Genomic DNA, 21,784 nt, shown 5'->3' with positions numbered 1-21,784 from the left:
TCAGGCACGCTCGCGGCGGCGGCCGACATAGACGATCGCGCCGAGCGTCAGCAAGATCACCAGGAAGGAAAACACGGTCGTCACGGTGCCCAGCGCATAGAGCACCGGCGTCGTGACATTCGTCGTCATGCCGTAGATTTCGAGCGGCAGCGTGTTGAAGGTGCCCGACGTCATCAGCGTGCGAGCAAACTCGTCATAGGAGAGGGTAAAACCAAACAGGCCGACGCCGATCAGGCTGGGTGCGATCATCGGCAGGACGACATGCGCGAAGGTTTGCCACGACGATGCTCCGAGATCGCGCGCGGCTTCCTCGTAGGCCGGCGAGAACCGGTTGAAGACAGCAAACATAATCAGCACGCCGAAAGGCAGGGTCCAGGTCAGATGGGCGCCGAAAGCGGACGTGTACCAGGCAGGGCGGAAGCCGATCTGCTGGAAGACGACGCCAATGCCGAGACTGATGATGATCGAGGGCACGACCAGGCTGGCGACAGCCAGATAAAACAGTGCGGTTGCGCCGCGAAATTTCTGCCGGAAGGCCAGGCCGGCAAGCAGCGACACGGCGACAGTGACGACCATCACCATCAGGCCAAGGACGAGCGAGCGTTTGAAGCTGCCGCCGAAGTCGCCGACCGCCTGGCGCTCGAACAGGTTGGCAAACCAGTGCAGCGAGACGCCGTTCAGCGGAAATGTCAGACCGCCGTTCTCGCCCTGGAAAGAGAGGATCAGGATTGCCGAAAGCGGGCCGTAGAGGAACAGCACGAAAACCGCGAAGAACGCCGCCAGCACGTAGAATTCGAAGCTGCGCTTGTCGTGTCTCAAAGTCTCACAGCTCCTTGCGAATGTCGACGATGCGCAGGATGCCCGCGACCATCAGCAGGACCAGCACCAGCAGCACGACCGCGTTGGCAGCGGCCGCCGGATACTGCAGCAGCGACATCTGGTTCTTCATCATCAGCGCGACGGAGGCGCTCTGGCCGCCGGACATCACCTGCACCGTCGAAAAGTCGGCCATCACCAGCGTGACGACGAAGATGGTGCCGATCGCCATGCCGGGCTTGGCAAGCGGGATGATGACGTTCCACAACACCTGCCAGCCGGAAGCCCCGGCGTCGCGCGCGGCCTCGATCAGCGACTTGTCGATGCGCATCAGCGTGTTGAAGATCGGCGTCACCATGAACAGCGTGTAGAGATGCACCATGGCCAGCACCACGGCGAATTCGGAATAGAGCAGCCACTCGATCGGCTTCGGGATCAGCCCGATTTGCACCAGCGTCGAGTTGACCAGGCCGTTGCGGCCAAGCACCGGAATCCACGAGATCATGCGGATGATGTTGGAGGTCAGGAACGGCACCGTGCAGACAAGGAACAGCACCATCTGCATGGCTGTGGTTCTGATATGGAAGGCGAGGAAATAGGCGACCCAGAAACCGATGAACAGCGTCAGCGCCCAGACGATGGCGGCGTATTTCAGCGTATTTAAATAGGTCTTCCAGGTAACCCACGAGCCGAGCGTGTCGGCGTAGTTGGTGGTCAGGAAATCCGGGTACATCGCTGCGAAATCGTAGTCCCAGAATGAGACCACGGCGATCATCAGGATCGGCAGCAGGAGGAACGCGCCGAGGATCAGCGCCAGCGGTGCCGCCTGGAGATAGGGTGCGACGCCGGCAAAGGAGCGCCTACGTCTGGCAGGCTTTGTGGCAATGGTTGCGGGCTGATCGAGTGCCACTGTCATCTGGAACAGCCCTGGGGTGTCGCAAAGGGCCGATAGTCCGGCACGCCGTGATCCTTCCCACCCCCCTCTGTCCTGCCGGACATCTCCCCCGCAAGGGGGGAGATCGGCAATTTGGCTGCTAGCTCTCCTCTTGAAGCATTGGAGATTGGCGAAATCAGAGATGACGGCGCAATCTCCCCCCTTTCGGGGGAGATGTCCGGCAGGACAGAGGGGGGTGGGAAGGAATGAGGCATCTCAGCTATTGCCGCCTTGCATCAAGCAGCGATGAACTCGTTCCAGCGCTTCACCATGTAGCGGTCCTCGTCCATGACCGAGTTCCAGCAGGCGACCTTGCCCATGCGCTCTTCGAACGAGCCGCCGTCACGCACGGCGCCTGCCTTTTCCATGACCTTGCCGTCCGGCGACAGGATATCGCCCTTTGCCGGCTTGCCTTCGATCCAGTAGCCCCACTCGTCCTCGGACATGAACTTCTTGGCCGACACCATGTTGGCCGAGTAGTAGCCCTGGCGATTGAGATAGCCGCCCACCCAGCCTGACGTGTACCAGTTGATGTATTCATAGGCGGCGTCGAGTTTGGCGCCGGAGAGATGGGCTGCCAGGCCAAGCCCGCCACCCCAGGAGCGGTAGCCTTCCTTGAGCGGCTGGAAGCGGCACGCGATGCCCTTGGAGCGGACTGCGGCCACGGCCGGCGACCACATCGACTGGATTACCACTTCGCCTGAAGCCATCAGGTTGACGCTTTCGTCGAAGGATTTCCAGAAGGCGCGGAACTGGCCGGCTTGCTTGGCTTTGATCAGGAAGTCGATCGTCTTATCGATCTCCTCTTTGGTCATGTTGCCCTTGTCGACGTATTTGATGTTGCCCGTTGCCTCCATGATCATCGCCGCATCCATGATGCCGATCGACGGGATGTTGAGGATGGCGGTCTTGCCCTTGAAGGCCGGATCCATGATGTCGGCCCAGGTGGTGATATCGCGGCCGACGAGGTCGGGGCGGATGCCGAGCGTATCGGCATTGTAGATCGTCGGCACCATGGTGAACCAATTGGTCGGCGCCTTGGCGAAAACCTTGCTGTCCTGCGCCTCGACGTAACCGACGGTATGCGGCGCGGTGCCCTGGGCAATGACGCTGTCCGGCGTCAGCTTGCCGGTTTTGAACAGCGGCACCAGTTCGTCGTAATATTTCAGCTTGCTGACATCCATCGGCTGCAGGACGCCTGTCGGGAACACCTTCTTGCAGATCCAGTATTCGATGTCGGCGATGTCGTAGCTGTCGGGCTGCGTCACGGCGCGCTGCGCGGCGGCGTCGGAATCGGTTGCCGTCATCTCCAGGGTGATGCCGAGATCGGCTTTGCACTTGTCGGCGATGGCATTGAGGTTGGACACGCCGGTGCCGAACTGGCGCAGCGTGATGTTCGATTGCGCCCATATGGTCGGAAAGCCTGATATGGCGCCGGAACCGGCGGCGAAACCGACGGCGGCGGCACCTGTCTTGAGCAGCGAACGTCGCGATATTCCAGTCTTCTTGTCGGTGGTGTTGGTCATGTTCAGTTCCCCTGTTTTGGTTGGTTATGCTGGGTTTCAGGAATCGAGACGGCCAAGGACGATCGCGTCCTCGGCGTCCCAGGCGATCGGCACTGCGTCGCCGACGGCGACCGGCCTGGCGAAGAAGCTGGTGTCGTCGACGATCACCGTGAAATCCTCGATGCCGGCGCCATTGACCGAGAGCTTCACGGTCGAACCGCGGTACTCGACGTTTGCAATAATGCCGGTGAAGCCGAGCCCGGCTGCCGGCGGCTGGCCGATGCGCACGTGGTCGGTGCGAATGGCGATGTCGATGGGCTCCCCGGTCCCGCTGCCCTGCCCGCTCGCGGCGAGCGCGACGCCGCCGGGCACGTCGAAAACGACCATGCCGTCGCGACTACCGGCGACGCGGCCGGAGATGACATTGTGGTCGCCCATGAAACGAGCGACGAAGGCCGTGGCCGGCCGCTCGAACACCGTGCGAGGGTGCGCCGCCTGCTCGATTCGGCCGTCGTTCATCACCACGATAAGGTCGGCCAGCGCCATCGCCTCTTCCTGGCTGTGGGTGACGTGGACGAAAGTGATGCCGAGCGATGTCTGCAACTTCTTCAGTTCGGCCCGCATGCGGATCTTCAGGAACGGATCGAGCGCCGAAAGCGGTTCGTCGAGCAACAGCGCCTCGGGATCGGTGATCAATGCGCGGGCGAGAGCAACGCGCTGCTGCTGCCCGCCGGAAAGCTGCGCCGGACGACGGCTGGCATAGGCCTCCATCTGCATCAGCTTCAGCATGTCGAGTGCCTTGGCGCGGCGCTCTTCCTTGCCGACGCCCTTCATCTTCAGGCTGAAGGCGACATTGTCGATCAGGTCGAGATGCGGAAACAGCGCGTAGGACTGGAACATCATGGCGGTGCCGCGCCTGGCCGGCGGCAGGTCGGTAACCACTGTGTTGCCGAGACGCACGTCACCGCTCGATATGCTCTCGTGCCCGGCGATCATGCGCAGCGTCGAGGTCTTGCCACAGCCGGATGGGCCGAGCAGGCAGCAATAGGTTCCCGCCGGGATTTTCAGGCTGATGCCTTCGACGGCAGTCGTCGCGCCATAGACTTTCGAAACGGACACAATGTCGATTTCGGCGGCTTTGGACATCCAGCTTCCCCTTTGGTCGGATTAGCCAAAGCATCATGCGTGCCAGTTGCGGACCGCCGCACCAACCGACTGAATCCTCGAAGAAATCAGGGCCGCCTCTATATGACTGCCGATTCGGCATCCTTGTGCAATGCACAAATTATAGGCGATTGCCGCCGATCCTCGCAAAAATCGTATGCAATCTTTTTCGTTCCTGTATTCACTTTGTCTCTCGTCCAAGCGATGCGATTCAGGATAGAAGAAGGCAGGACCACTGCCATGAATATTGCCAACCAGACTATCCCTGCTATCGAGGCCGCCAACGAGGATCGCGCGCAGGCGATCCGCGACCAGTTGCGCGACGCGATCGTCGATCGCCGGCTGGCGCCAGGAACCAAGCTTTCCGAAGGCGAAGTCGGCACGCTGTTCGATGTCAGCCGCACCGTGGCGCGCGCCGCACTGCAGATGCTTTCCTTCGAGGGATTGGTGCGCACCGAGCGCAATCGCGGCGCCTTCGTCGCCAATCCGTCGCCGGAGGAAGCGCGACAAGTCTTTGCTTCGCGCCGGCTCATCGAACCCGGCATCGCGATTGCCGCCGCCGGGCGGATGACGCCGGCGCATGTCGCCGCGTTCAAGGCCCAGCTCGACGAAGAAGGCCGTTTCATCGCCGAACGCGGACCGAACGCAAGGCGATCGGAGATCAAGGCGTCGGGGGATTTTCACCTGCTTCTGGCGTCGGTCGCGGGAAACGTCATCCTGCAGCGCTTCATGGAGGAATTGGTCGCTCGTTCATCGCTGGTGATCGCACTCTATGGCCGCTCGGGTATCTCGAGCTGCGGCCACAACGAACACACGCAGATCCTCGAAGCGCTGGAAAATGGCAATGCCGAACGCGGCAGTGCCCTGATGCTGCACCACATCGACCATATCGAGGCCGACCTCGATTTGCGCGTCAGGAGCGGCCCGGCACTCAGGCAGGCGCTCGAGTTCTGAGGTCACTTCAACGCACGATCCTCACGCACATCGGCGTGCCGATGTCGATGGATCGGCCGGTGTCGGTCAGCCGGCCGGTTGCGGCATCACGGGCGAAAATCGAGATGCGGTCGGCATTCTGGTTGGCCGAGAACAGATGGCCGCCCGAAGGCGTCAGGGCCAGATTGCGCGGCGTGGCGCCCCCGCAAGGCGTATAGCCCACAAGGGTAAGCCTGCCGTTTTGCTGGTCGACCGAAAACACAGCGATGCTATTATGGCCGCGGTTGGAGCCATAGAGGAAGCGGCCGTCCGGCGAGATCTGGATGTCGGCGCAATGATTGCCGTCGCGTGCCTCGGGCGGCACCGCCGGCTTACTGTCGATCACCGCAAGCTTGCCTGATCCGTCTTCCAGCGCCAGCGAGACGACCGTCGAATCCAGCTCGTTCATGACGAACACGAAGCGGCCGCCCGGATGCAGCGCGAGATGGCGCGGACCAGCCCCCGGCGCAAGCGCCGATTCGGCGAGCTTCGTCAGACTGCCGTCTGAGCCGATGCGATAGGACACCAGCTGGTCGATGCCGAGGTCGGCGACGATCGCCATGCCGCCGGCAACCGTCTCGGTTACGCTATGGGCGTGCGGCCGCTCCTGGCGTGCGGGGTCTGGTCCGGTCCCGCTATTGGCGACGCTCGACAACGGTGCGGTCAGGCCGCCATCCTCGCGCAGCCCCAAGACCACGACCGAGCGATCGGGGCCGCCCTCGCCCATGCCGTAATTGGCGACCAGCAGCTTGGTCCCGTCGCGCGTGATGGTGTTATGCGCCGTGATGCTGCCCAGCGTCGGCTGCTTGTTGATGTAGGACAGCGTGGCGGTCTGCCTGTCGAAACGGTAGGCCGAGACAACCCCTTCGCGCCAGGTGAACACTTCGGAATTGGCGTAGACGTGGGAGCCGTCCGGCGTCACCGACAGGAAGGTCGGATTGTCGATGTCTTCCGTCTCGGCCAGTTTCTTTGTCTCCAGCGTCCCCTCGTCGAAACTGTAGACGCCCAGCCCGACGCCGCGCGCGCCCTGAAAATATGGGGCGTCGCGATTGAGGCTGCCGACGAAAACCAGACAGGCATTCTGCATCACTTCCTCCCATGTTCCGCCGGCACTGGCCGCGGCGGAGCCGCCAAAATTTCACCGAGACTCGCTTGCATCACAACCCCATATGTGAAAATACTATTCACAAAAGAAGATTGACGGGAGGATCGATCATGCATTTCGCTGGTCTGTGGCGCGCCCTGATGGACGATTCCCGTTCCCAGAGGAAGTCGTCATGAGCGGTTTCGCCCCAACCGTGGGCGTGGCATCGACACACCCCGCCAACATGCCCAGGGATCACGCCGACCTTCCCGTCTGGAACGCGGAGAACTGGTTCTACGAAGACTGGCCGGTCGGCCAGAAGATCCGCTCGCTGCGCAGGACCATTGCCGAGGGCGACAGCCATCTTTTCAACGCGCTGGTGCTCGATATCCACCCTTACGTGCAGGACCAGATGTTCGCCGAAACAGAAGGCATCTTCGGCAAGCGCCTGGTCGCCGGCGCTTTCGTGTTCTCGGCCGGGCTCGGCCTCGTTGCCACCAATTGCATCAACGCTTTTTCCTATGGCTACGACAAATTGCGCTTCATCAAGCCGGTGTTCATCGGCGACACGATCTATTCGATCCGCTCCAACCTCGACAAGAAGCCAAAATACAAGGAAATGGGGCTGATCCGCGCCAGCTATGAAGTCTTCAAAGGTGAAGGCGAGCTTGTGCTTTATTGCGAGCACCTGCAGACGGTGAAGTACCGCAATCCGGCCGATTTCGCCGGCAAGACGGAGAAATAGGCAATGGCTGCCATTGCCGAACTGCCGCTGACCGGGCTCATCGTTGTCGATATGAGCCAGTTCTTGTCCGGGCCCTACTGCTCGCTGCGACTGCTCGACCTCGGCGCTCGCGTCATCAAGATCGAACGGCCGGATGGCGGCGACCTGTCGCGCCGACTCTATCTCAGCGACACCGAGATCGGCGGCGATTCCACTATTTTCCACGCGATCAACCGCGCCAAGGAAAGCTTTGCCATCGACTTGAAGGACGAGGCCGACCTTGCGGCACTGCGCGGCCTGCTGGCCAGGGCTGACGTGCTGATCCAGAACTTCAGGCCCGGCGTCATCGAACGACTGGGCTTCGATTATGAGGCGGTGCGCAAGATCAATCCGCGCCTGGTCTACGCCTCGATCAGCGGCTACGGCGAGGAAGGCCCATGGGTCAAGCGGCCCGGGCAGGATCTGCTGGCGCAGGCCCGCTCCGGCGTCATGTGGCTGAACGGCGACGAGGACCAGGGGCCGGTGCCCTTCGGCCTGGCGATCGCCGACATGCTGGCGGGTTCGGCCGCCGCGCAAGGCATCCTCGCCGCACTGGTGCGGCGCGGTGTGACCGGCAAGGGCAGCCATGTCGAGACCAGCCTGCTCGAAGCGCTGGTCGACTTCCAGTTCGAGGTGCTGACCACGCATCTCAATGACGGGCGCCGGCTGCCGCGGCGGTCGAGCTTCCGCAGCGCACACGCCTATCTGTCGGCGCCCTACGGCGTCTATCCGGCCAAGGACGGCTATCTGGCGATCGCCATGACGCCGATCTCGAAACTCGCCGATCTCCTCGGGCTCGAGGAACTTGCGCCCTACCGCGATCAGCCGTCGACCTGGTTCACTGCCCGCGACGAGATCAAGGCGATCATCGCGCAAAAAATCGCGACGAAAACGGTCGACGAGTGGCTTGCCATCCTCGAGCCTGCCGACATCTGGTGCGCCAAGGTTTTGACCTGGCCGGAAATGATGGCCAGTGAAGGCTTCCAGGTTCTCGACATGTTGCAGACGGTGACGCGCGAGGATGACGTTTCGATCCTTACCACGCGCTCGCCGCTCAGGGTCGACGGCATCCGCGCCAAGGTCGAGCGGGCCGCGCCACGCATCGGCGAGCACAGCGCAAAAATCCGCGCGGAGTTCGGGCTGTGAGCGACGTCATGCTCAAAGGCATGACCTGGAGCCATCCGCGCGGCTATGACCCGATAGTCGCCTGTTCGGCGCTGTGGAAGGAACGGACCGGCGTCACTATCGAATGGGACAAGCGCTCGCTGCAGGATTTCGAATCCTTCCCGGTCGAGGAACTGGCCCGCGCCTATGATCTGATCGTCATCGACCATCCGCATGTCGGCCAGATCACCGCCGAGAACTGCCTGACGCCGCTCGATGTCGCCGGCCGGGAAGCCGAACGTAAAGCACTTGCGGCGGGCAGCGTGGGCCGGTCCTATGCCAGCTACAACTGGCAGGGCCGGCAGTGGGCGTTTCCGATCGACGCGGCCAGCCAGGTGCAGGCGTGGCGGCCCGACATGCTCTCGGCTGCGCCGGCGAGTTGGGCCGATGCGCTCGATCTGGCGCGGCAGGGCCGCGTGTTGTTGCCGCTCAGGCCGCCGCATTCGCTGATGGTGTTCTACACGCTCGCCGGCAATCTCGGCCGGCCCGCCGGTGAAGGCCCGGGCGACCATGTGGATCCTGCAATCGGCAAGCAGGTTTTCGAGATGATGCGCGAGATCGCGGCCCTCGTCGACCCGGCCTGTCTTGGCATGGACCCGATCGCGGTTCTGGAGCAAATGGCCGGATCGGGATCGCGGATCGCCTGTGCGCCGCTGATCTATGGCTATGTCTCCTACGCCATCGCCGGATTCCGGCCCAGCCGCGTTGTTTTCGCCGATATCCCCGCTGCGGGCAATGTCGGTCCCAAAGGCTCGGCGCTCGGCGGGACCGGCATCGCCGTGTCGGCTTTTTCGAAGGCCAGGCGGGCCGCCATCGACTTCGCTTACTGGATCGCCAGCGGTGACGTGCAGCGCGGCCCTTACGCCTCGGCCGGCGGCCAGCCCGGCCATGCGGCAGCCTGGGCGGATGACGCCGTCAACGCCGCCAGCGGTAATTTCTACAAGGACACCCGAGCCACGCTCGAAGGTGCCTGGGTCAGGCCGCGGCACGACGGCTACATGGGCTTCCAGCAGGCGGCGTCAGATCGCATCAATCTTGGCCTGAGCGAAAGGCACAATGCCGCTCGCGTCGTTGCCGATCTCAATCGCCTGTTTCGGGAGAGCCTTTCGACGCAGGTGTCCGGCGTTGCCGGCGGAGGCGCCTGAAACAACCGAACGGAGGAGAACATGAATAGGCTGATCCGCGGCCTTATGGCCGCAACCGCACTTGCATCGCTCACGACCATAGCCTGCGCTCAAGACGGTTCGGGCGTGATTGCTGGATTGGCGACCGAACTGACGGCGCAATATGACGGCGCACCGCAGAAGGTGCTGCCGTCGGCCTGGGCGGCACCTGGCATGGTCATCGTGCTCCTGGTTTCGCTCTACGGTCGCGAGCGGCGCGTGTCGGCGACCATCTGAGGCCGTCTATTCGTTTTAGCCGCATTTGTGCGACGCCAAGTGATTCCACTTGGCTGCAAAATGCTCTACAAACTCCACAGCCGCTTGGCGTTGCCGGAGAGCAGCTTTTGCCGTTCATCGTCGCTGGTGCCGGCAAGCAGCGCGTGCGTTGCCGCAATCCAGGTCGTAAGCCCACCGCCGAGCGTGCAGACCGGCCAGTCGCTGCCCCAGACGACCCGATCCCAGCCGAAGCATTCGATGGTATGCTCGACATAGGAACGCAGCGTTTCGACAGTCCAGGATCCGGCATCCGCATAGGCGACCACACCGGAAATTTTGCCGACGACATTCGGGCGCCGCGCGATCTCCGCCATGTGCTCGCGCCAGGGGTGCTCGGCACCGCCCTTGATGTCCGGCACGCCGCAATGGTCGAGCACGAACTGCACATCCGGCGCGAGGTCGGCGAGTACGATCGCCTTGGGGATCTGGTGCGGCAGGACGACGAGGTCGAAGGTCAGGCCGCTGCCGGCAAGCCGCTTGATGTTTTCACGAAACAGCGCGCCTTCCGACAGTTCATCCGGCATGACGTGCAGCACACGCCGAAAGCCCTTGACGAAAGGATCGGCGCGCTGGCGCTCGAGATAGCCGGCAAAGCCCGGCTCTTCAGGACGGCAGGAGGCGATTGCACCGCGTAGCAGGCTGCCCTTCTGCTGCGACAGCGTTTTCACATGACTGGTCTCGGCCTCGATATCGGCTGGATCGACATCGACCTCCATGTGCAATGCGCCCTCTATGCCGGCGCGGCGGGCCTGGACTGCATATTCGTCGTACGAGAAATCGCGGTTGAGCGCCGGCACGCCGGCCAGCCAGGGATAGCGCAGCGCGGACTGGTCGATCAGGTGCAGATGAGTGTCGAAAATCATGGTGGCGCGCTCCTCCTTGGCGACTTCGCGATCATCTCATGGAGAAATTCTTCATTCAAATAAGAATTCATCGCGATTGCTTGACGGTCGATCCCGCCAGGTGCGACAGCTTTTCGGTCGCTGCCAGCAGCAGCTCAATCGTCCTCGTAATGTCGGGCGCCTTGGGTGCGTTGACCAGGGTTATGTAGGGGATCGACAGCGCGGCGATCGCCCTGCCGTCCGAGCCAAGAACCGGTGTCGACAGGTTGAAGACACCGGCGGTCTGCATCGATGCCATCATCTCGTAGCCGCGTTCCCGGATCTGGTCGAGGCGGGCAAAGAACTCCGGCGATTGCGGCGGCTTGTCGGTGCTGCGCAGATGTTCTGAGATCATCATCTGCCGCTCTTCCGGCGGGCGGAACGCCAGCAACACATGGCCGGAGCCGGTGTCGAACAGGCTGATATGCGAGCCGACGCGGATCGAGATGCCCCAGTAATCCGGCGCCTCCTGCTGTGCGATCACCACGGCGGAACCGCGATCGAAGACGACCAGCTGATTTGCCTGCTGTGTGGTCTCGGCCAGCTCGCGCATCAGCGGCGTCGCATAGGAAACCAGCCGTCGCACCGGCGCGTGCAGCTGCGCCAGGCCAAACAGCTTCAGCGTCAGCGAGTAACGGTCACCATCCGGCCGCGTGACATAGCCCCGCCGCACCAGCCGGTCCAGCATGCGGTAGAACTCGTTCGGGCTGCGGTCGAGCTTCTTGGCGATTTCCGCTTGCGTCAGGCCGCCATCGACCCCGGCCAGCAGCTCGAGGATGTCGAGCCCCTTGTCCAGCGCCGGGGCTCGATAGCGGTCGTCTTCCTCGTCCTCTGCCATTCCGCCTCTCCAGTGAATTGCATTTTTCATATACGCATAACGGTATTGCTTCCGAAAGAACTTTCGGCTTGACGATCCTATGAATGTTTTGTTTGTATATGAATGAAGCCGATCGACCTCACTACGCGATCGATGCAGGCTCTTGGGAGGATACCAATGACGAAACTGTTCTGCGGGCTGTCAGCCGGCGTAACGCTGCTCGCACTTGGTGCGAGTGCTGCCCTTGCTGCCGACCTGCCCGGCAAATTCGACGGCGTCACCATCGATGCCAAGCTGATCGGCGGCCAGCAATATGAAGGGCTCTACGCGCGCATCGGCGAATGGGAAAAACTGACCGGCGCCAAGGTCAACGTGATCTCGAAGAAAAATCACTTCGAGCTCGACAAGGAAATCAAGTCGGACATCGCCTCCGGCAGCATCAACTGGTGCGTTGGGTCGAACCACTCGTCCTTCGCGCCGCAATATCCTGATATCTACACCGACCTAAACAAGCTGCTGCCGAAGGAGGAGATCGACGCCTTCGTGCCGTCGACGATCAAGGCCTCGACGCTCGACGGCAAGCTGGTGATGCTGCCGCGCGCGCAGTTCGACGTGTCGGCGCTCTATTACCAGAAGAGCCTCTACCAGGACGAAGCCAAGAAGGCCGCCTACAAGGCCAAGTACGGCAAGGAACTGACACCGCCCGACACCTGGGACGAGGTCGCCCAGCAGGCGGAATTCTTCGCCAGCCCGCCCGATTTCTACGGCACCCAGTTCGCCGGCAAGGAAGAGGCGATCAACGGCCGGTTTTACGAGATGCTCATCGCCGACGGCGGCGAATACCTCGACAAGGATGGCAAGCCGGCCTTCAACTCGGAAGCCGGCGTGCACGCACTCGACTGGTTCGTCAATCTCTACAAGGCCAAGGCGGTGCCGGCCGGCACCACCAACTATCTGTGGGACGATCTCGGCCAGGGCTTTGCCTCAGGCACCGTCGCCATCAACCTCGACTGGCCGGGCTGGGCAGGCTTCTTCAACGATCCGAAGTCGTCGAAGGTCGCCGGCAATGTCGGGGTGAAGGTGGCGCCGAAGGGATCGGCCGGCATTCGCACCGGCTGGTCGGGGCACCACGGATTTTCGGTCACCGAAAACTGCGCCAGCAAGGAGGCTGCGGCGTCGCTGGTCTGGTTCCTGACCAATGAGGAGAGCCAGAAGCTCGAGGCGGCAAGCGGCCCACTGCCGACCCGCACGGCGGTGTGGGACTGGGACATCCAGCAGGCGGCAAGCGATCCCTATAAGAAGGAAGTGCTGGCGGCTTTCCAGGAAGAGGCAAAGCACGCTTTTGCCGTGCCGCAGACACCTGAATGGATTGAAATCTCCAACGCCGTCTATCCCGAATTGCAGGCCGCCATCCTTGGCGACAAGACCTCCAAGCAGGCGCTGGACGACGCTGCCGCCAAGGCCACCCAGATCCTCGAGGACGCAGGCAAGCTTTGATCATTCAACCAAGGGGGGCGCCGCGCTCATTGAAGAGCGGCGCCCCGAACTTTTTTCGAACCATGCGCAACACGCTGTGTCTTGATCCCAGCTCGCCAATGGCGGCCTTCGGTGTCCGGGCACCAACCAGAACCGGATCGCCATGAAAGGCTGGAGACCTTCGCCGCCATTGTTGCTCCTGCTGCCGGCGGTGATCGTGCTTGCGGCGGTGGTGGTGGTGCCGCTGCTGCTGTCGCTCTATTCCAGCTTCACGCCGTTCCGGCTGACCAGGCCGGAGACGTTCTGGGTCTTCATCGGCGCGCGCAACTACGTCGCCATCCTGACCAGCCGCGCTTTCTGGGTTGCCTTTGCCCGCACCGTGGTCCTGCTGACGGTGGCGCTCAACCTGGAAATGGTGATCGGGCTCGGGCTGGCGCTGCTGGTGGAAAAGGCATCGCGCGGCCAGCGGGTTCTGCGCACCATCATGATGTTTCCGATGATGTTTTCGCCGATCCTGGTCGGCTTCCAGTTCAAATTCATGTTCAACGACAATATCGGCCTGGTGAACAACGCCCTGCAGGGGCTCGGCCTGACCGACCGCGCCATCCCGTGGCTGATCGACGGCAATCTCGCCTTCATCGCCATCCTGACCGCCGAGATCTGGTCGTCGACCTCGGTGTTCGCGATCCTGATCCTTGCCGGGCTGCTGGCGATGCCGCGCGAACCGGTCGAGGCGGCCCGCGTCGACGGCTGCACGCCGTGGCAGACATTCCGCTATGTCACTTGGCCGTTCATCATGCCGTTTGCTTTCATCGCCATGACCATCCGCTCGCTCGACGTCGCGCGCGCCTATGACATCGTCAAGATCATGACCGACGGCGGTCCTGCCGGCCGCACCGAACTCGTCTGGACGCTCGTCGCCCGCACTGCCTATGGCGATGCCCGGATGGGAATGGCCAATGCCATGGCCTATTTCTCGATCCTGCTGTCCATCCTGTTCACCGTCTATTTCTACCGCAAGCTCGCCGCGGCGCGCACGCAGATCGCGGCGGAGTGGTGAGGATGGACCAGAACAGCCTGCATCGCGTCGGCAACAAGGCGCTCGGCATCGTTCACGGCATCGGACTGTTCCTGGCCATGCTGGTCATCTGCCTGCCCGGCATCTGGATCGTGCTGTCGTCGCTGCGGCCGACCGTCGAGATCATGGCCAAGCCGCCGGTGTGGATCCCGCAGCAACTCTCGCTCGATGCCTACATAGCCATGTTCAGCGGCGTCGGCCAGGGCGGCATTCCGGTGCTCGACTACTTCCGCAATTCGCTGATCGTCTCGGTGACCTCGACGGTGATCGCCATCGTTATCGGCATGGCCGGCGGCTATGCCTTTGCGCGCTACCGCTTTCGCGCCAAATCGGCGATGTTCCTTGGCCTGATGCTGACGCGCACGGTGCCTGGCATTGCGCTGTCGCTGCCGCTGTTCTTCGTCTTTGCGCGGCTCGGCATCATCGATACGCATTTCGGGCTGATCCTGGTCTATGTCGCGCTCAACGTGCCCTTCACCGTCTGGCTGATCGACGGCTTTTTCCGCCAGGTGCCGAAAGACCTTGCCGAGGCGGCGCAGATCGACGGCTGCACGCGCTGGCAGGCCTTCTGGCAGGTCGAGTTTCCGTTGGCCGGGCCGGGCATCGCCTCGGCCGGCATCTTTGCCTTCCTCACCTCCTGGAACGAGTTCGCGCTCGCCTCGCAGCTGACACGCTCGATCAACTCCAAGACCCTGCCGGTCGGCCTGCTCGACTATACGGCCGAATTCACCATCGACTGGCGCGGCATGTGCGCGCTGGCCGTGGTTATGATCATACCGGCGCTCACGCTTACCTTCATCGTCCAGAAACATCTCGTCGGCGGCCTCACTTCCGGCGCGGTGAAAGGCTGACATGGCAACTGTATCGCTCAAGAAACTCACCAAGAGCTATGGTCCGGTGGCGGTCGTGCACGGCATCGACCTCGAGGTCGCCGACCGCGAGTTCATCGCGCTGGTCGGGCCGTCTGGCTGCGGCAAGTCGACAACCCTGCGCATGATCGCCGGTCTCGAGGCGATCAGCGACGGGATCATCGAGATCGGCGGCCGCATGGTCAACGACCTGCCGCCGCGCTCGCGCAACATCTCGATGGTGTTCCAGTCCTACGCGCTCTATCCGCATATGACGGTGCGCGAAAACCTCGGCTTCTCGCTGAAGATAGCCGGCGCCGCGAAAGAAGAAATGGACCGTCGCGTAGCCGAAGCGTCCCGCATTCTCGGCCTGGACCAGTTGCTCGACCGCCGGCCGTCGCAGCTGTCGGGCGGACAGCGCCAGCGCGTCGCCATGGGTCGCGCCATCGTGCGCGATCCCGACGTCTTCCTGTTCGACGAGCCGCTTTCCAATCTCGATGCCAAGCTTCGGACGCAGATGCGCACCGAGATCAAGAAACTGCATGCCAAGGTCCGGTCGACGGTGATCTACGTCACCCACGACCAGGTCGAAGCAATGACATTGGCCGACCGCATCGTCATCATGCGTGACGGGTTCATCGAGCAGGTCGGCACACCCGACGAGGTCTTCCGCCGGCCGCAGACACGCTTCGTCGCCGGCTTCATCGGCTCGCCGCCGATGAATTTGCACGAGGCGGTTGTCGACGACGGACAGCTGCTGTTCGCCAGCGGAGAGAGACTGCCTCTGCCCAGCCAGTTCAAGGCAAATGTCGGAACCGGCGACAAGGTCGTATTCGGCCTCAGGCCCGACGACATCTATCCGACGGGACACGGCATCAGCTCCGGCGAAGATGTCGACGTCCACCAGGTGGAACTGCCGGTGACCGTCACCGAACCGCTTGGCAACGAGACGCTGGTGTTTGCCGAATTCAACGGCAGCGACTGGGTATCGCGGATGCTCAATCCAAAGCCGCTCAAGGCCGGAGACCGGGTCAAGATGAGCCTGGACCTGTCGCAGGCCCATCTGTTTTCTGCCGAAACGGGCAAGACATTGCGAGGTTAAAATCATGGCAAAGATCGAGAAGGTCGAACTGCGCATGGTCGACTTGGTGCCGAAGGTCAAGCGCACCGATGCCATCCAGAGTTTTGTCAGCCAGGAAACACCGATCGTCACCATCACCGACGCCGACGGCGCGGTCGGCACCGGCTACAGCTACACGATCGGCACCGGCGGCTCCTCGGTGATGCGGCTGCTGGCCGACCACCTTGCGCCGCGGCTGATCGGCCGCGACGCCGACATGATCGAGGCGATCTGGCGCGAGCTGGAGTTCGCCACCCATGCCACGACGATCGGCGCGATCACGGCAATCGCGCTGGCGGCCATCGACACTGCGCTTTGGGATCTGCGGGCGAGGAAGCAAAACCTGCCGCTGTGGAAGCTTGCCGGCGGCGCCAAGGACCGCTGCCCGCTCTACACCACCGAAGGCGGCTGGCTGCATATCGAAACGGAGGCACTGGTCGAGGATGCGCTGGCCGCCAAGGCCAAGGGGTTTCGCGGCTCGAAGGTCAAGATCGGCAAGCCGCACGGTTCCGAGGATCTTGCCCGGCTGACGGCGGTGCGCCGGGCGGTTGGAGACTCCTACGAGATCATGACCGACTGCAACCAGGGCTTTTCTGTCGACGAGGCGATCCGCCGGGCCGAGCGCTTGCGTGAACTCGACCTCGCCTGGATCGAGGAACCGCTGCCGGCCGACGACATTGACGGCCATGTGCGGCTGTCGAGTGCCACATCGACGCCGATCGCCATCGGCGAGTCGCTCTATTCGATCCGGCATTTCCGCGAATATATGCAAAAGGGCGCGTGTTCGATCGTGCAGGTCGATGTCGGTCGCATCGGCGGCATCACGCCGTGGCTGAAGGTGGCGCATGCAGCCGAGGCGTTCGACATACCGGTCTGCCCGCATTTCCTGATGGAACTGCATGTCAGCCTGACATGCGCCGTTCAGAACGGCAGATATGTCGAGTATATTCCCCAGCTCGACGAGCTGACCGGCAAGAAAATGCGTATCGAGGACGGGCACGCGCTGGCGCCGGACGAGCCCGGCATCGGCATCGACTGGGACTGGGACGCGATCAAATCGAAGAGCATCGCGGAATTCACCGTGGCGATAGTGAAATAGGAGGCGGACATGCAGCGAATGGGAATGGTGCTCGGTCTCAAGCCGGAGAAAGTCGCCGAGTATGTGCGGCTTCACGCTGCCGTCTGGCCGGACGTCCTCAAGATGATTTCCGCCTGCAACATCAAGAATTATTCGATCTATCTGAGGGAGCCGGAGCACCTTTTGTTCAGCACCTTCGAGTACCACGGCACCGACTATGCCGCCGACATGGCCAAGATGGCTGCCGATCCCACGACGCAGGAATGGTGGGCGCTGTGCATGCCATGCCAGGAGCCACTGCCGACCCGCAAGGAGGGCGAGTGGTGGGCGTCGATGGACGAAGTCTTCCACTATGACTGATGACATTTTCGATCCTGCCTCGCTTTCCCAGGCCTGGCTACAGCCCTCGAAGCCCAGGCCGATCGTGATTTTCGGCGCCGGCTCGATCGTCGGCGATGCGCATTTCCCGGCCTATGGGAAAGCCGGTTTCCCGGTTGCCGGGCTTTTCGACCCCGACCTGGCCAAGGCGGAAAAACTGGCGCAGAAATGGGGCGTCACCGCTTACCGGTCGCTCGAGGAAGCTGCGTCAATCAGGGACGCCGTCTTCGACCTGGCGACACCGCCGGCTAATCATGCCGGCGTGCTCAGGGCGCTGCCCGATGGTGCGGTGGCGCTGATCCAGAAGCCGATGGGCAGCGATCTCACCGAGGCGACCGAGATCCTCGAAATCTGCCGCTCCAAAAACCTAAGGGCCGCTGTGAATTTCCAACTCCGTTTTGCGCCGATGATGCTGGCGCTGAAGGATGCGATCGCCAAGGGCTGGCTGGGCGAAGTGGTCGATTTCGACGCATGGCTGGCGCTGGCGACACCCTGGCAGCTCTGGGAATTCCTGTTGCAGGCGCCGCGTGTCGAGATCGCCATGCATTCGATCCATTATCTCGACCTGATCCGGCAATTGCTCGGCGATCCCAAGGGGGTTCACGCCAAGACACTCGGCCACCCCGGCCATAAGGTTGCGCAAACGCGCACCAGCGCGATCCTCGACTATGGCGACACCGTGCGCTGTGCGCTGTCGATCAACCACGATCACAAATTCGGTCGAAAACACCAGGCTTGCGAATTCCGCATCTGCGGCACCGAGGGCGCCGCTTACCTCAAATTAGGCGTCAACCTCGATTATCCGCGCGGCGAGCCGGATATTCTCGAAATCTACCCCAAAGGCGGCAAGGGCTGGATTGCGGTTCCACTCGTCGGCTCATGGTTTCCGGACGCCTTTGCCGGCCGCATGGCCAATGTCCAGCGCTACGCGTCGGGCGAGGACGCCGAGCTTGTCAGTTCCGTCGAGGACGGCTGGAGCACCATGGCGCTGGTCGAAGCCGCCTATCAATCGAGCGCGGCGCCAGCAACACCGATACCGGCGAGGCCCTGACATGGAGCAGACGATCTACTTCGAGGACTATCAGATCGGGTCGTCGCGCATGACCAGCGGGCGCACCATCACCGAGACCGATTTCGTCGTCCATGCCGGCCATACCGGCGATTTCTTTCCCCACCACATGGACGCCGAGTTCATGAAGACGACGCCGTTTGGCCAGCGCATCGCCCACGGCACGCTGGTCTTTTCGGTCGGCGTCGGACTGACGGCAAGCGTCGTCAACCCGGTTGCCTTCTCCTATGGCTACGACAGGCTGCGCTTCATCAAGCCGGTGTTCATCGGCGATACGATCCGGACCCGCACCACCATCTCAGCTAGGGAAGACGATCCGAAGCGACCCGATTCAGGCCGGGTCATCGAGCGCTGCGAGGTGATCAACCAGCATGGCGACGTGGTGTTGGTCGCCGACCACATCTACATCGTCGAGCGTCGCGACAAGCCGAGCAGAGCCTCGACGGATGGCGCTGAAACCTAAAGACAAAAAACCCGCCTTGCGACGGGTCCTCGGTGCGAATCAGCACCATACGCAAATTAGTAACATAGCTGCCGGCACAAAGCAAGAACAAAAATGTGGCGCTGTCGGCAAAAAATGCGAATTCACTCTTCACCCGTTCCCGTCTCTATCCGCTTGCCGAGGTCGCGCTCAAGGGCGCCTGCCCCGGAACGTCAAGGTGGAACTGTCGACAGGCAGCGGATGGTGCCGACATCGGGAATGGTCATATCCGGTTGACCGGATATACCGGCTTGCCGCCGCGCAGGACCGATGCGACATCGGCAAACACCTTGTTGCGAACCTCCGCGTAAGACTGGGTCGAGTAGTGCGCCGCGTGTGGACTGACCAGGACGGTGTCCAGCGCCAGCAGCGGGTTGTCGGGCGAAGGCGGCTCCCGCTCGAAAGTGTCGATGCCGGCGCCAGCCAGATGGCGACGCCGGATCAGATCCGCCAAGGCGACCTCGTCGACGAGGCCGCCGCGGGACACGTTGATGAGTATCGCCCCTTCCTTCATCCGCGACAGGGCTTGCGCCGACATGATGTTTCTGGTCTCCGGTGTCGCGGGAACGTGCAGCGAGACGATGTCGGCGCTGGCAAGCAACTCGTCGAAGCCGACCGGTTCAGCACCACCGGCCGTGATGCGCTCGGCCGGCATGTACGGGTCGTAGGCGATGATGTGGTAGCCGAAGACACGCGCCCGCTCGGCAGTCAGGCGCCCGATCTGGCCGAAGCCGATCAGGCCGATGATCTGCCTGTCGGGCCGTATGATGCCGGCGCCATCGGTCATTGCAGCCCAGCGGCCGGCGCGCACCGCGCTGTCGAACTGCTTCAGCCTGCGGGTCAAGGCCAGGATCAGGGCCATGGCGTGGGTGCTGACTTCCACCAGATTGGCATCCGGCACGTAGGTTATCTGAACACCGGCACGGCTGGCGGCCTCGACGTCGATCGAATCGAGCCCGACGCCGAACCGTCCGACGACCTTGAGCCTCTTCAGTTCCGCCAAAACGCGAGCCGTGATCGGCTCTCGCAATACCATCAATGCGTCGGCGTCGCGGCAGTGTTCGATCAGGGCATCTTCCGTGAGCAGCGTCTTTTCGACAAACTCGGCGCTCAAGCCGTCGAGGTAGCGCAACTGCTCTTCCTCGACTGACAACACGCCGTCGGTCTTGATGATCTTCATGCCAAACTCTTGCTATGAGGCGCTGCGCGCCGACGCGACACCGGCGGCAAGGCCGGCGCCGAGAAACATCGTGTCGCTGGCCAGCACGTGGAAGCTGATGCCGTGCCGCGACCATTTGCCGACATCATCCGCCGAAGGGCGAAAGATGCCGACGGCCTTGCGGGCCGTGCGCGCCGCGGCCGCGATCCTCATAATCGCGGCATTGAGCTTGTCCTGGCCGGCCGGCCCCATGGCGTCGATCGAGACCGACAGGTCGCCGGGGCCGATGAAGATCACGTCGACGCCGTCGACCTGGACGATGTCGTCGATGTTGGCGAGGCCTTCGGCCGTCTCGACCTGGATGGCGACCGTCAGGACCTCGTTGGCCGATTTGAGGTAGTCCGGAATGCTGTAGCCATAACCGGCGGCGCGGCCCGGGCCGACACCGCGGGCGCCGACCGGCGGGTAACGGCAGGCCATGACCGCCATGCGGGCTTGCTCGGCCGTGGAGACGCGCGGCACCAGGACGCCCGACGCGCCGGCGTCGAGCGCGGCCGCGATCCACTCCGGCGTGTGGCCGGGAACGCGCACCATCGCGGGAACCTTGTGGACATCGGCGGCGCGGATCAGATCCTCGAGCCGTTCGCGGCCGATCTGCGAATGCTCCCAGTCGATGCACAGGAAATCGACCCCGCTCGCGGCCGCCACTTCGACCGCCACAGGGTGCGGGATGGCGCAGAAGGTGCCGATGAGGCGATCGAGAGAGATACATTTCTTGCGAAAGTCGTACATGAAATCTCCAGAAATTTTCGGCGTCGGCAAAACCTGTTTGCCTATGTGGCCCTTGACGAAGGATGCACGGCTTCCGTCGACATCGGAAAATGCCGGCTGCCGCCTGAAAACGGCGGAAAAGTCTTGTAGTCGGCGCGCATCTCCAGCCGCGCCGGCGATTGCAGCGCGTGCGTCAATGCAGCGGGACTGTCGAACATGACGCGATTGCGCTGCATATGGTCGATCCGCGGCCAGGGCAGCGAACCGCACCAATCCAGTCGCGACAGAACCTCGATGTGGCGAATGCCGGGGAAGCCCCGCATCAATTGCGGATGATGCGTCACATAGTGGTGGAGCCAGACATTCATGTCTTCGGCCGGCCCGGGATAGTGGACAAGATAGCTGCAGGGCAGCCCGGACGTCTTGACGCCAGCGTCATCGACGGGAAACGGACGCACGCACATTGCCTGTTGCGTCGGCCTCGAACCGGCGATGCTCGACAGCATGCCAGGTGCGGCAAGTGCCTGCAGATGGCCGGACGGCGCCAGCGCCGCCTCCGTGTCCGCCAATTCGTCGAAATAGAGCTGGAAGCCAAAGACCGGCGGTGGACCATCGTTGTTGAACATGTCCGTCGCCACTTCGGGCAGATAGATGTTGGCAAGCGCAAGGCCCGGGGTCGACGCAATCACACGCCGCGCAGCGTCAACGTCTTCACCGGCGATGGCCAAATTTGCCTCGCGGTCGTCATGGAAGAAGGCAAGATAGGCAAAGCGCATGTGGAGACCCT

General features: G+C 62.7%; 23 protein-coding genes. 13 read left to right on the top strand and 10 right to left on the bottom strand.

The annotated features are described in order from the left end of the window. The 4 genes from NKI79_RS09655 to NKI79_RS09640 all read right to left on the bottom strand — a co-directional run bounded on the left by NKI79_RS09655 (window position 1) and on the right by NKI79_RS09640 (window position 4,401). Entirely contained in the window at window positions 1–819 is an 819-nt protein-coding gene (locus tag NKI79_RS09655) for an ABC transporter permease (RefSeq protein WP_352801327.1), read from the bottom strand. Window positions 820–823: 4 nt separating this feature from the next. Further along, a complete protein-coding gene (locus NKI79_RS09650) occupies window positions 824–1,732 on the bottom strand; it encodes an ABC transporter permease (protein WP_352801326.1) in 909 nt (302 codons plus the stop codon). A gap of 254 nt (window positions 1,733–1,986) precedes the next feature. Next, window positions 1,987–3,276 carry an ABC transporter substrate-binding protein gene (locus NKI79_RS09645; RefSeq protein WP_352801325.1) on the bottom strand — a complete coding sequence of 430 codons (1,290 nt, stop codon included), beginning with the start codon at window positions 3,274–3,276 and terminating at the stop codon, window positions 1,987–1,989. Window positions 3,277–3,312: 36 nt separating this feature from the next. Beyond that, complete coding sequence (locus NKI79_RS09640; RefSeq protein ID WP_352801323.1) at window positions 3,313–4,401, bottom strand: ABC transporter ATP-binding protein; 1,089 nt, start codon at window positions 4,399–4,401, stop codon at window positions 3,313–3,315. Window positions 4,402–4,659: 258 nt separating this feature from the next. On the opposite strand from NKI79_RS09640, the gene NKI79_RS09635 reads away from it, so the two are divergent. Further along, window positions 4,660–5,373 (top strand): GntR family transcriptional regulator, encoded by a 714-nt coding sequence (locus NKI79_RS09635; RefSeq protein WP_352801321.1) that lies wholly within the window; start codon window positions 4,660–4,662, stop codon window positions 5,371–5,373. Between the two features lie 7 nt (window positions 5,374–5,380). Here NKI79_RS09635 and NKI79_RS09630 read toward each other — a convergent pair whose 3' ends face one another. Then, entirely contained in the window at window positions 5,381–6,478 is a 1,098-nt protein-coding gene (locus tag NKI79_RS09630) for a lactonase family protein (protein ID WP_352801319.1), read from the bottom strand. A 190-nt stretch (window positions 6,479–6,668) separates the two neighbouring features. On the opposite strand from NKI79_RS09630, the gene NKI79_RS09625 reads away from it, so the two are divergent. The 4 genes from NKI79_RS09625 to NKI79_RS09610 are packed head-to-tail and all read left to right on the top strand — an operon-like array spanning window position 6,669 to window position 9,802. Further along, the gene (locus NKI79_RS09625; protein ID WP_352505387.1) at window positions 6,669–7,220 is read left to right on the top strand and encodes a MaoC family dehydratase; all 552 of its coding nucleotides are present in this window, start codon (window positions 6,669–6,671) and stop codon (window positions 7,218–7,220) included. A 3-nt stretch (window positions 7,221–7,223) separates the two neighbouring features. Further along, on the top strand, window positions 7,224–8,384 hold the full coding sequence (locus tag NKI79_RS09620; RefSeq protein WP_352505388.1) for a CaiB/BaiF CoA transferase family protein: 1,161 nt from the start codon (window positions 7,224–7,226) through the stop codon (window positions 8,382–8,384). A gap of 20 nt (window positions 8,385–8,404) precedes the next feature. After that, a complete protein-coding gene (locus tag NKI79_RS09615) occupies window positions 8,405–9,547 on the top strand; it encodes an extracellular solute-binding protein (protein ID WP_352801450.1) in 1,143 nt (380 codons plus the stop codon). A 21-nt stretch (window positions 9,548–9,568) separates the two neighbouring features. Next, the gene (locus NKI79_RS09610; RefSeq protein WP_352801317.1) at window positions 9,569–9,802 is read left to right on the top strand and encodes a hypothetical protein; all 234 of its coding nucleotides are present in this window, start codon (window positions 9,569–9,571) and stop codon (window positions 9,800–9,802) included. Window positions 9,803–9,867: 65 nt separating this feature from the next. Here the strand turns inward: NKI79_RS09610 and NKI79_RS09605 are convergent, their stop codons facing one another. Together NKI79_RS09605 and NKI79_RS09600 are read right to left on the bottom strand one after the other, a co-directional pair. Beyond that, complete coding sequence (locus tag NKI79_RS09605; RefSeq protein WP_352801315.1) at window positions 9,868–10,704, bottom strand: amidohydrolase family protein; 837 nt, start codon at window positions 10,702–10,704, stop codon at window positions 9,868–9,870. 67 nt (window positions 10,705–10,771) lie between these two features. Continuing rightward, on the bottom strand, window positions 10,772–11,560 hold the full coding sequence (locus NKI79_RS09600) for an IclR family transcriptional regulator (protein WP_352801313.1): 789 nt from the start codon (window positions 11,558–11,560) through the stop codon (window positions 10,772–10,774). Window positions 11,561–11,716: 156 nt separating this feature from the next. Here NKI79_RS09600 and NKI79_RS09595 point away from each other — a divergent pair, with 156 nt between their 5' ends. The 8 genes from NKI79_RS09595 (at window position 11,717) to NKI79_RS09560 (ending at window position 19,049) form a co-directional block, all read left to right on the top strand. Next, complete coding sequence (locus NKI79_RS09595) at window positions 11,717–13,036, top strand: type 2 periplasmic-binding domain-containing protein (protein WP_352801311.1); 1,320 nt, start codon at window positions 11,717–11,719, stop codon at window positions 13,034–13,036. 142 nt (window positions 13,037–13,178) lie between these two features. After that, window positions 13,179–14,075 (top strand): carbohydrate ABC transporter permease, encoded by an 897-nt coding sequence (locus NKI79_RS09590; RefSeq protein ID WP_254818773.1) that lies wholly within the window; start codon window positions 13,179–13,181, stop codon window positions 14,073–14,075. A 2-nt stretch (window positions 14,076–14,077) separates the two neighbouring features. Continuing rightward, window positions 14,078–14,944 (top strand): carbohydrate ABC transporter permease, encoded by an 867-nt coding sequence (locus NKI79_RS09585; protein WP_352645278.1) that lies wholly within the window; start codon window positions 14,078–14,080, stop codon window positions 14,942–14,944. A gap of 1 nt (window position 14,945) precedes the next feature. After that, entirely contained in the window at window positions 14,946–16,043 is a 1,098-nt protein-coding gene (locus tag NKI79_RS09580; RefSeq protein WP_352801308.1) for an ABC transporter ATP-binding protein, read from the top strand. Between the two features lie 4 nt (window positions 16,044–16,047). Beyond that, window positions 16,048–17,160, top strand: coding sequence for a mandelate racemase/muconate lactonizing enzyme family protein (locus tag NKI79_RS09575; protein ID WP_352801306.1), 1,113 nt, complete (start codon window positions 16,048–16,050; stop codon window positions 17,158–17,160). Between the two features lie 9 nt (window positions 17,161–17,169). After that, the gene (locus NKI79_RS09570) at window positions 17,170–17,499 is read left to right on the top strand and encodes an L-rhamnose mutarotase (RefSeq protein ID WP_023676093.1); all 330 of its coding nucleotides are present in this window, start codon (window positions 17,170–17,172) and stop codon (window positions 17,497–17,499) included. After that, complete coding sequence (locus NKI79_RS09565; RefSeq protein WP_352801304.1) at window positions 17,492–18,568, top strand: Gfo/Idh/MocA family protein; 1,077 nt, start codon at window positions 17,492–17,494, stop codon at window positions 18,566–18,568. Before NKI79_RS09570 ends, NKI79_RS09565 begins: the two co-directional genes overlap by 8 nt. A gap of 1 nt (window position 18,569) precedes the next feature. Then, window positions 18,570–19,049, top strand: coding sequence for a MaoC/PaaZ C-terminal domain-containing protein (locus tag NKI79_RS09560; protein WP_352476485.1), 480 nt, complete (start codon window positions 18,570–18,572; stop codon window positions 19,047–19,049). A 241-nt stretch (window positions 19,050–19,290) separates the two neighbouring features. Here NKI79_RS09560 and NKI79_RS09555 read toward each other — a convergent pair whose 3' ends face one another. Genes NKI79_RS09555 through NKI79_RS09545 form a run of 3 tightly spaced genes read right to left on the bottom strand, consistent with a single transcriptional unit; the run spans window position 19,291 to window position 21,773 of the window. Then, a complete protein-coding gene (locus NKI79_RS09555) occupies window positions 19,291–20,247 on the bottom strand; it encodes a C-terminal binding protein (RefSeq protein WP_352801302.1) in 957 nt (318 codons plus the stop codon). Between the two features lie 12 nt (window positions 20,248–20,259). Continuing rightward, the gene (locus NKI79_RS09550) at window positions 20,260–21,018 is read right to left on the bottom strand and encodes an HpcH/HpaI aldolase family protein (RefSeq protein ID WP_352801300.1); all 759 of its coding nucleotides are present in this window, start codon (window positions 21,016–21,018) and stop codon (window positions 20,260–20,262) included. A 41-nt stretch (window positions 21,019–21,059) separates the two neighbouring features. After that, window positions 21,060–21,773, bottom strand: a complete 714-nt coding sequence (locus tag NKI79_RS09545) for a hypothetical protein (RefSeq protein ID WP_352801298.1) — start codon at window positions 21,771–21,773, stop codon at window positions 21,060–21,062. Between the last annotated feature and the right edge of the window lie 11 nt (window positions 21,774–21,784).

The organism is Mesorhizobium sp. M0340 (genome assembly GCF_040321535.1).
GTDB lineage: Bacteria > Pseudomonadota > Alphaproteobacteria > Rhizobiales > Rhizobiaceae > Mesorhizobium.
This window is presented reverse-complemented; position numbering and strand designations above follow the sequence as displayed.

What these genes read in the sequence shown, in the direction of transcription:
- NKI79_RS09600 (WP_352801313.1), bottom strand. Translation starts at nt 11,560, where the DNA reads ATGGCAGAGGACGAGGAAGACGACCGCTATCGAGCCCCGGCGCTGGAC.
- NKI79_RS09635 (WP_352801321.1), top strand. Translation starts at nt 4,660, where the DNA reads ATGAATATTGCCAACCAGACTATCCCTGCTATCGAGGCCGCCAACGAG.
- NKI79_RS09590 (WP_254818773.1), top strand. Translation starts at nt 13,179, where the DNA reads ATGAAAGGCTGGAGACCTTCGCCGCCATTGTTGCTCCTGCTGCCGGCG.
- NKI79_RS09630 (WP_352801319.1), bottom strand. Translation starts at nt 6,478, where the DNA reads ATGCAGAATGCCTGTCTGGTTTTCGTCGGCAGCCTCAATCGCGACGCC.
- NKI79_RS09625 (WP_352505387.1), top strand. Translation starts at nt 6,669, where the DNA reads ATGAGCGGTTTCGCCCCAACCGTGGGCGTGGCATCGACACACCCCGCC.
- NKI79_RS09585 (WP_352645278.1), top strand. Translation starts at nt 14,078, where the DNA reads ATGGACCAGAACAGCCTGCATCGCGTCGGCAACAAGGCGCTCGGCATC.
- NKI79_RS09645 (WP_352801325.1), bottom strand. Translation starts at nt 3,276, where the DNA reads ATGACCAACACCACCGACAAGAAGACTGGAATATCGCGACGTTCGCTG.
- NKI79_RS09570 (WP_023676093.1), top strand. Translation starts at nt 17,170, where the DNA reads ATGCAGCGAATGGGAATGGTGCTCGGTCTCAAGCCGGAGAAAGTCGCC.
- NKI79_RS09560 (WP_352476485.1), top strand. Translation starts at nt 18,570, where the DNA reads ATGGAGCAGACGATCTACTTCGAGGACTATCAGATCGGGTCGTCGCGC.
- NKI79_RS09605 (WP_352801315.1), bottom strand. Translation starts at nt 10,704, where the DNA reads ATGATTTTCGACACTCATCTGCACCTGATCGACCAGTCCGCGCTGCGC.
- NKI79_RS09610 (WP_352801317.1), top strand. Translation starts at nt 9,569, where the DNA reads ATGAATAGGCTGATCCGCGGCCTTATGGCCGCAACCGCACTTGCATCG.
- NKI79_RS09640 (WP_352801323.1), bottom strand. Translation starts at nt 4,401, where the DNA reads ATGTCCAAAGCCGCCGAAATCGACATTGTGTCCGTTTCGAAAGTCTAT.
- NKI79_RS09555 (WP_352801302.1), bottom strand. Translation starts at nt 20,247, where the DNA reads ATGAAGATCATCAAGACCGACGGCGTGTTGTCAGTCGAGGAAGAGCAG.
- NKI79_RS09650 (WP_352801326.1), bottom strand. Translation starts at nt 1,732, where the DNA reads ATGACAGTGGCACTCGATCAGCCCGCAACCATTGCCACAAAGCCTGCC.
- NKI79_RS09620 (WP_352505388.1), top strand. Translation starts at nt 7,224, where the DNA reads ATGGCTGCCATTGCCGAACTGCCGCTGACCGGGCTCATCGTTGTCGAT.
- NKI79_RS09595 (WP_352801311.1), top strand. Translation starts at nt 11,717, where the DNA reads ATGACGAAACTGTTCTGCGGGCTGTCAGCCGGCGTAACGCTGCTCGCA.
- NKI79_RS09615 (WP_352801450.1), top strand. Translation starts at nt 8,405, where the DNA reads ATGACCTGGAGCCATCCGCGCGGCTATGACCCGATAGTCGCCTGTTCG.
- NKI79_RS09550 (WP_352801300.1), bottom strand. Translation starts at nt 21,018, where the DNA reads ATGTACGACTTTCGCAAGAAATGTATCTCTCTCGATCGCCTCATCGGC.
- NKI79_RS09580 (WP_352801308.1), top strand. Translation starts at nt 14,946, where the DNA reads ATGGCAACTGTATCGCTCAAGAAACTCACCAAGAGCTATGGTCCGGTG.
- NKI79_RS09565 (WP_352801304.1), top strand. Translation starts at nt 17,492, where the DNA reads ATGACTGATGACATTTTCGATCCTGCCTCGCTTTCCCAGGCCTGGCTA.
- NKI79_RS09545 (WP_352801298.1), bottom strand. Translation starts at nt 21,773, where the DNA reads ATGCGCTTTGCCTATCTTGCCTTCTTCCATGACGACCGCGAGGCAAAT.
- NKI79_RS09575 (WP_352801306.1), top strand. Translation starts at nt 16,048, where the DNA reads ATGGCAAAGATCGAGAAGGTCGAACTGCGCATGGTCGACTTGGTGCCG.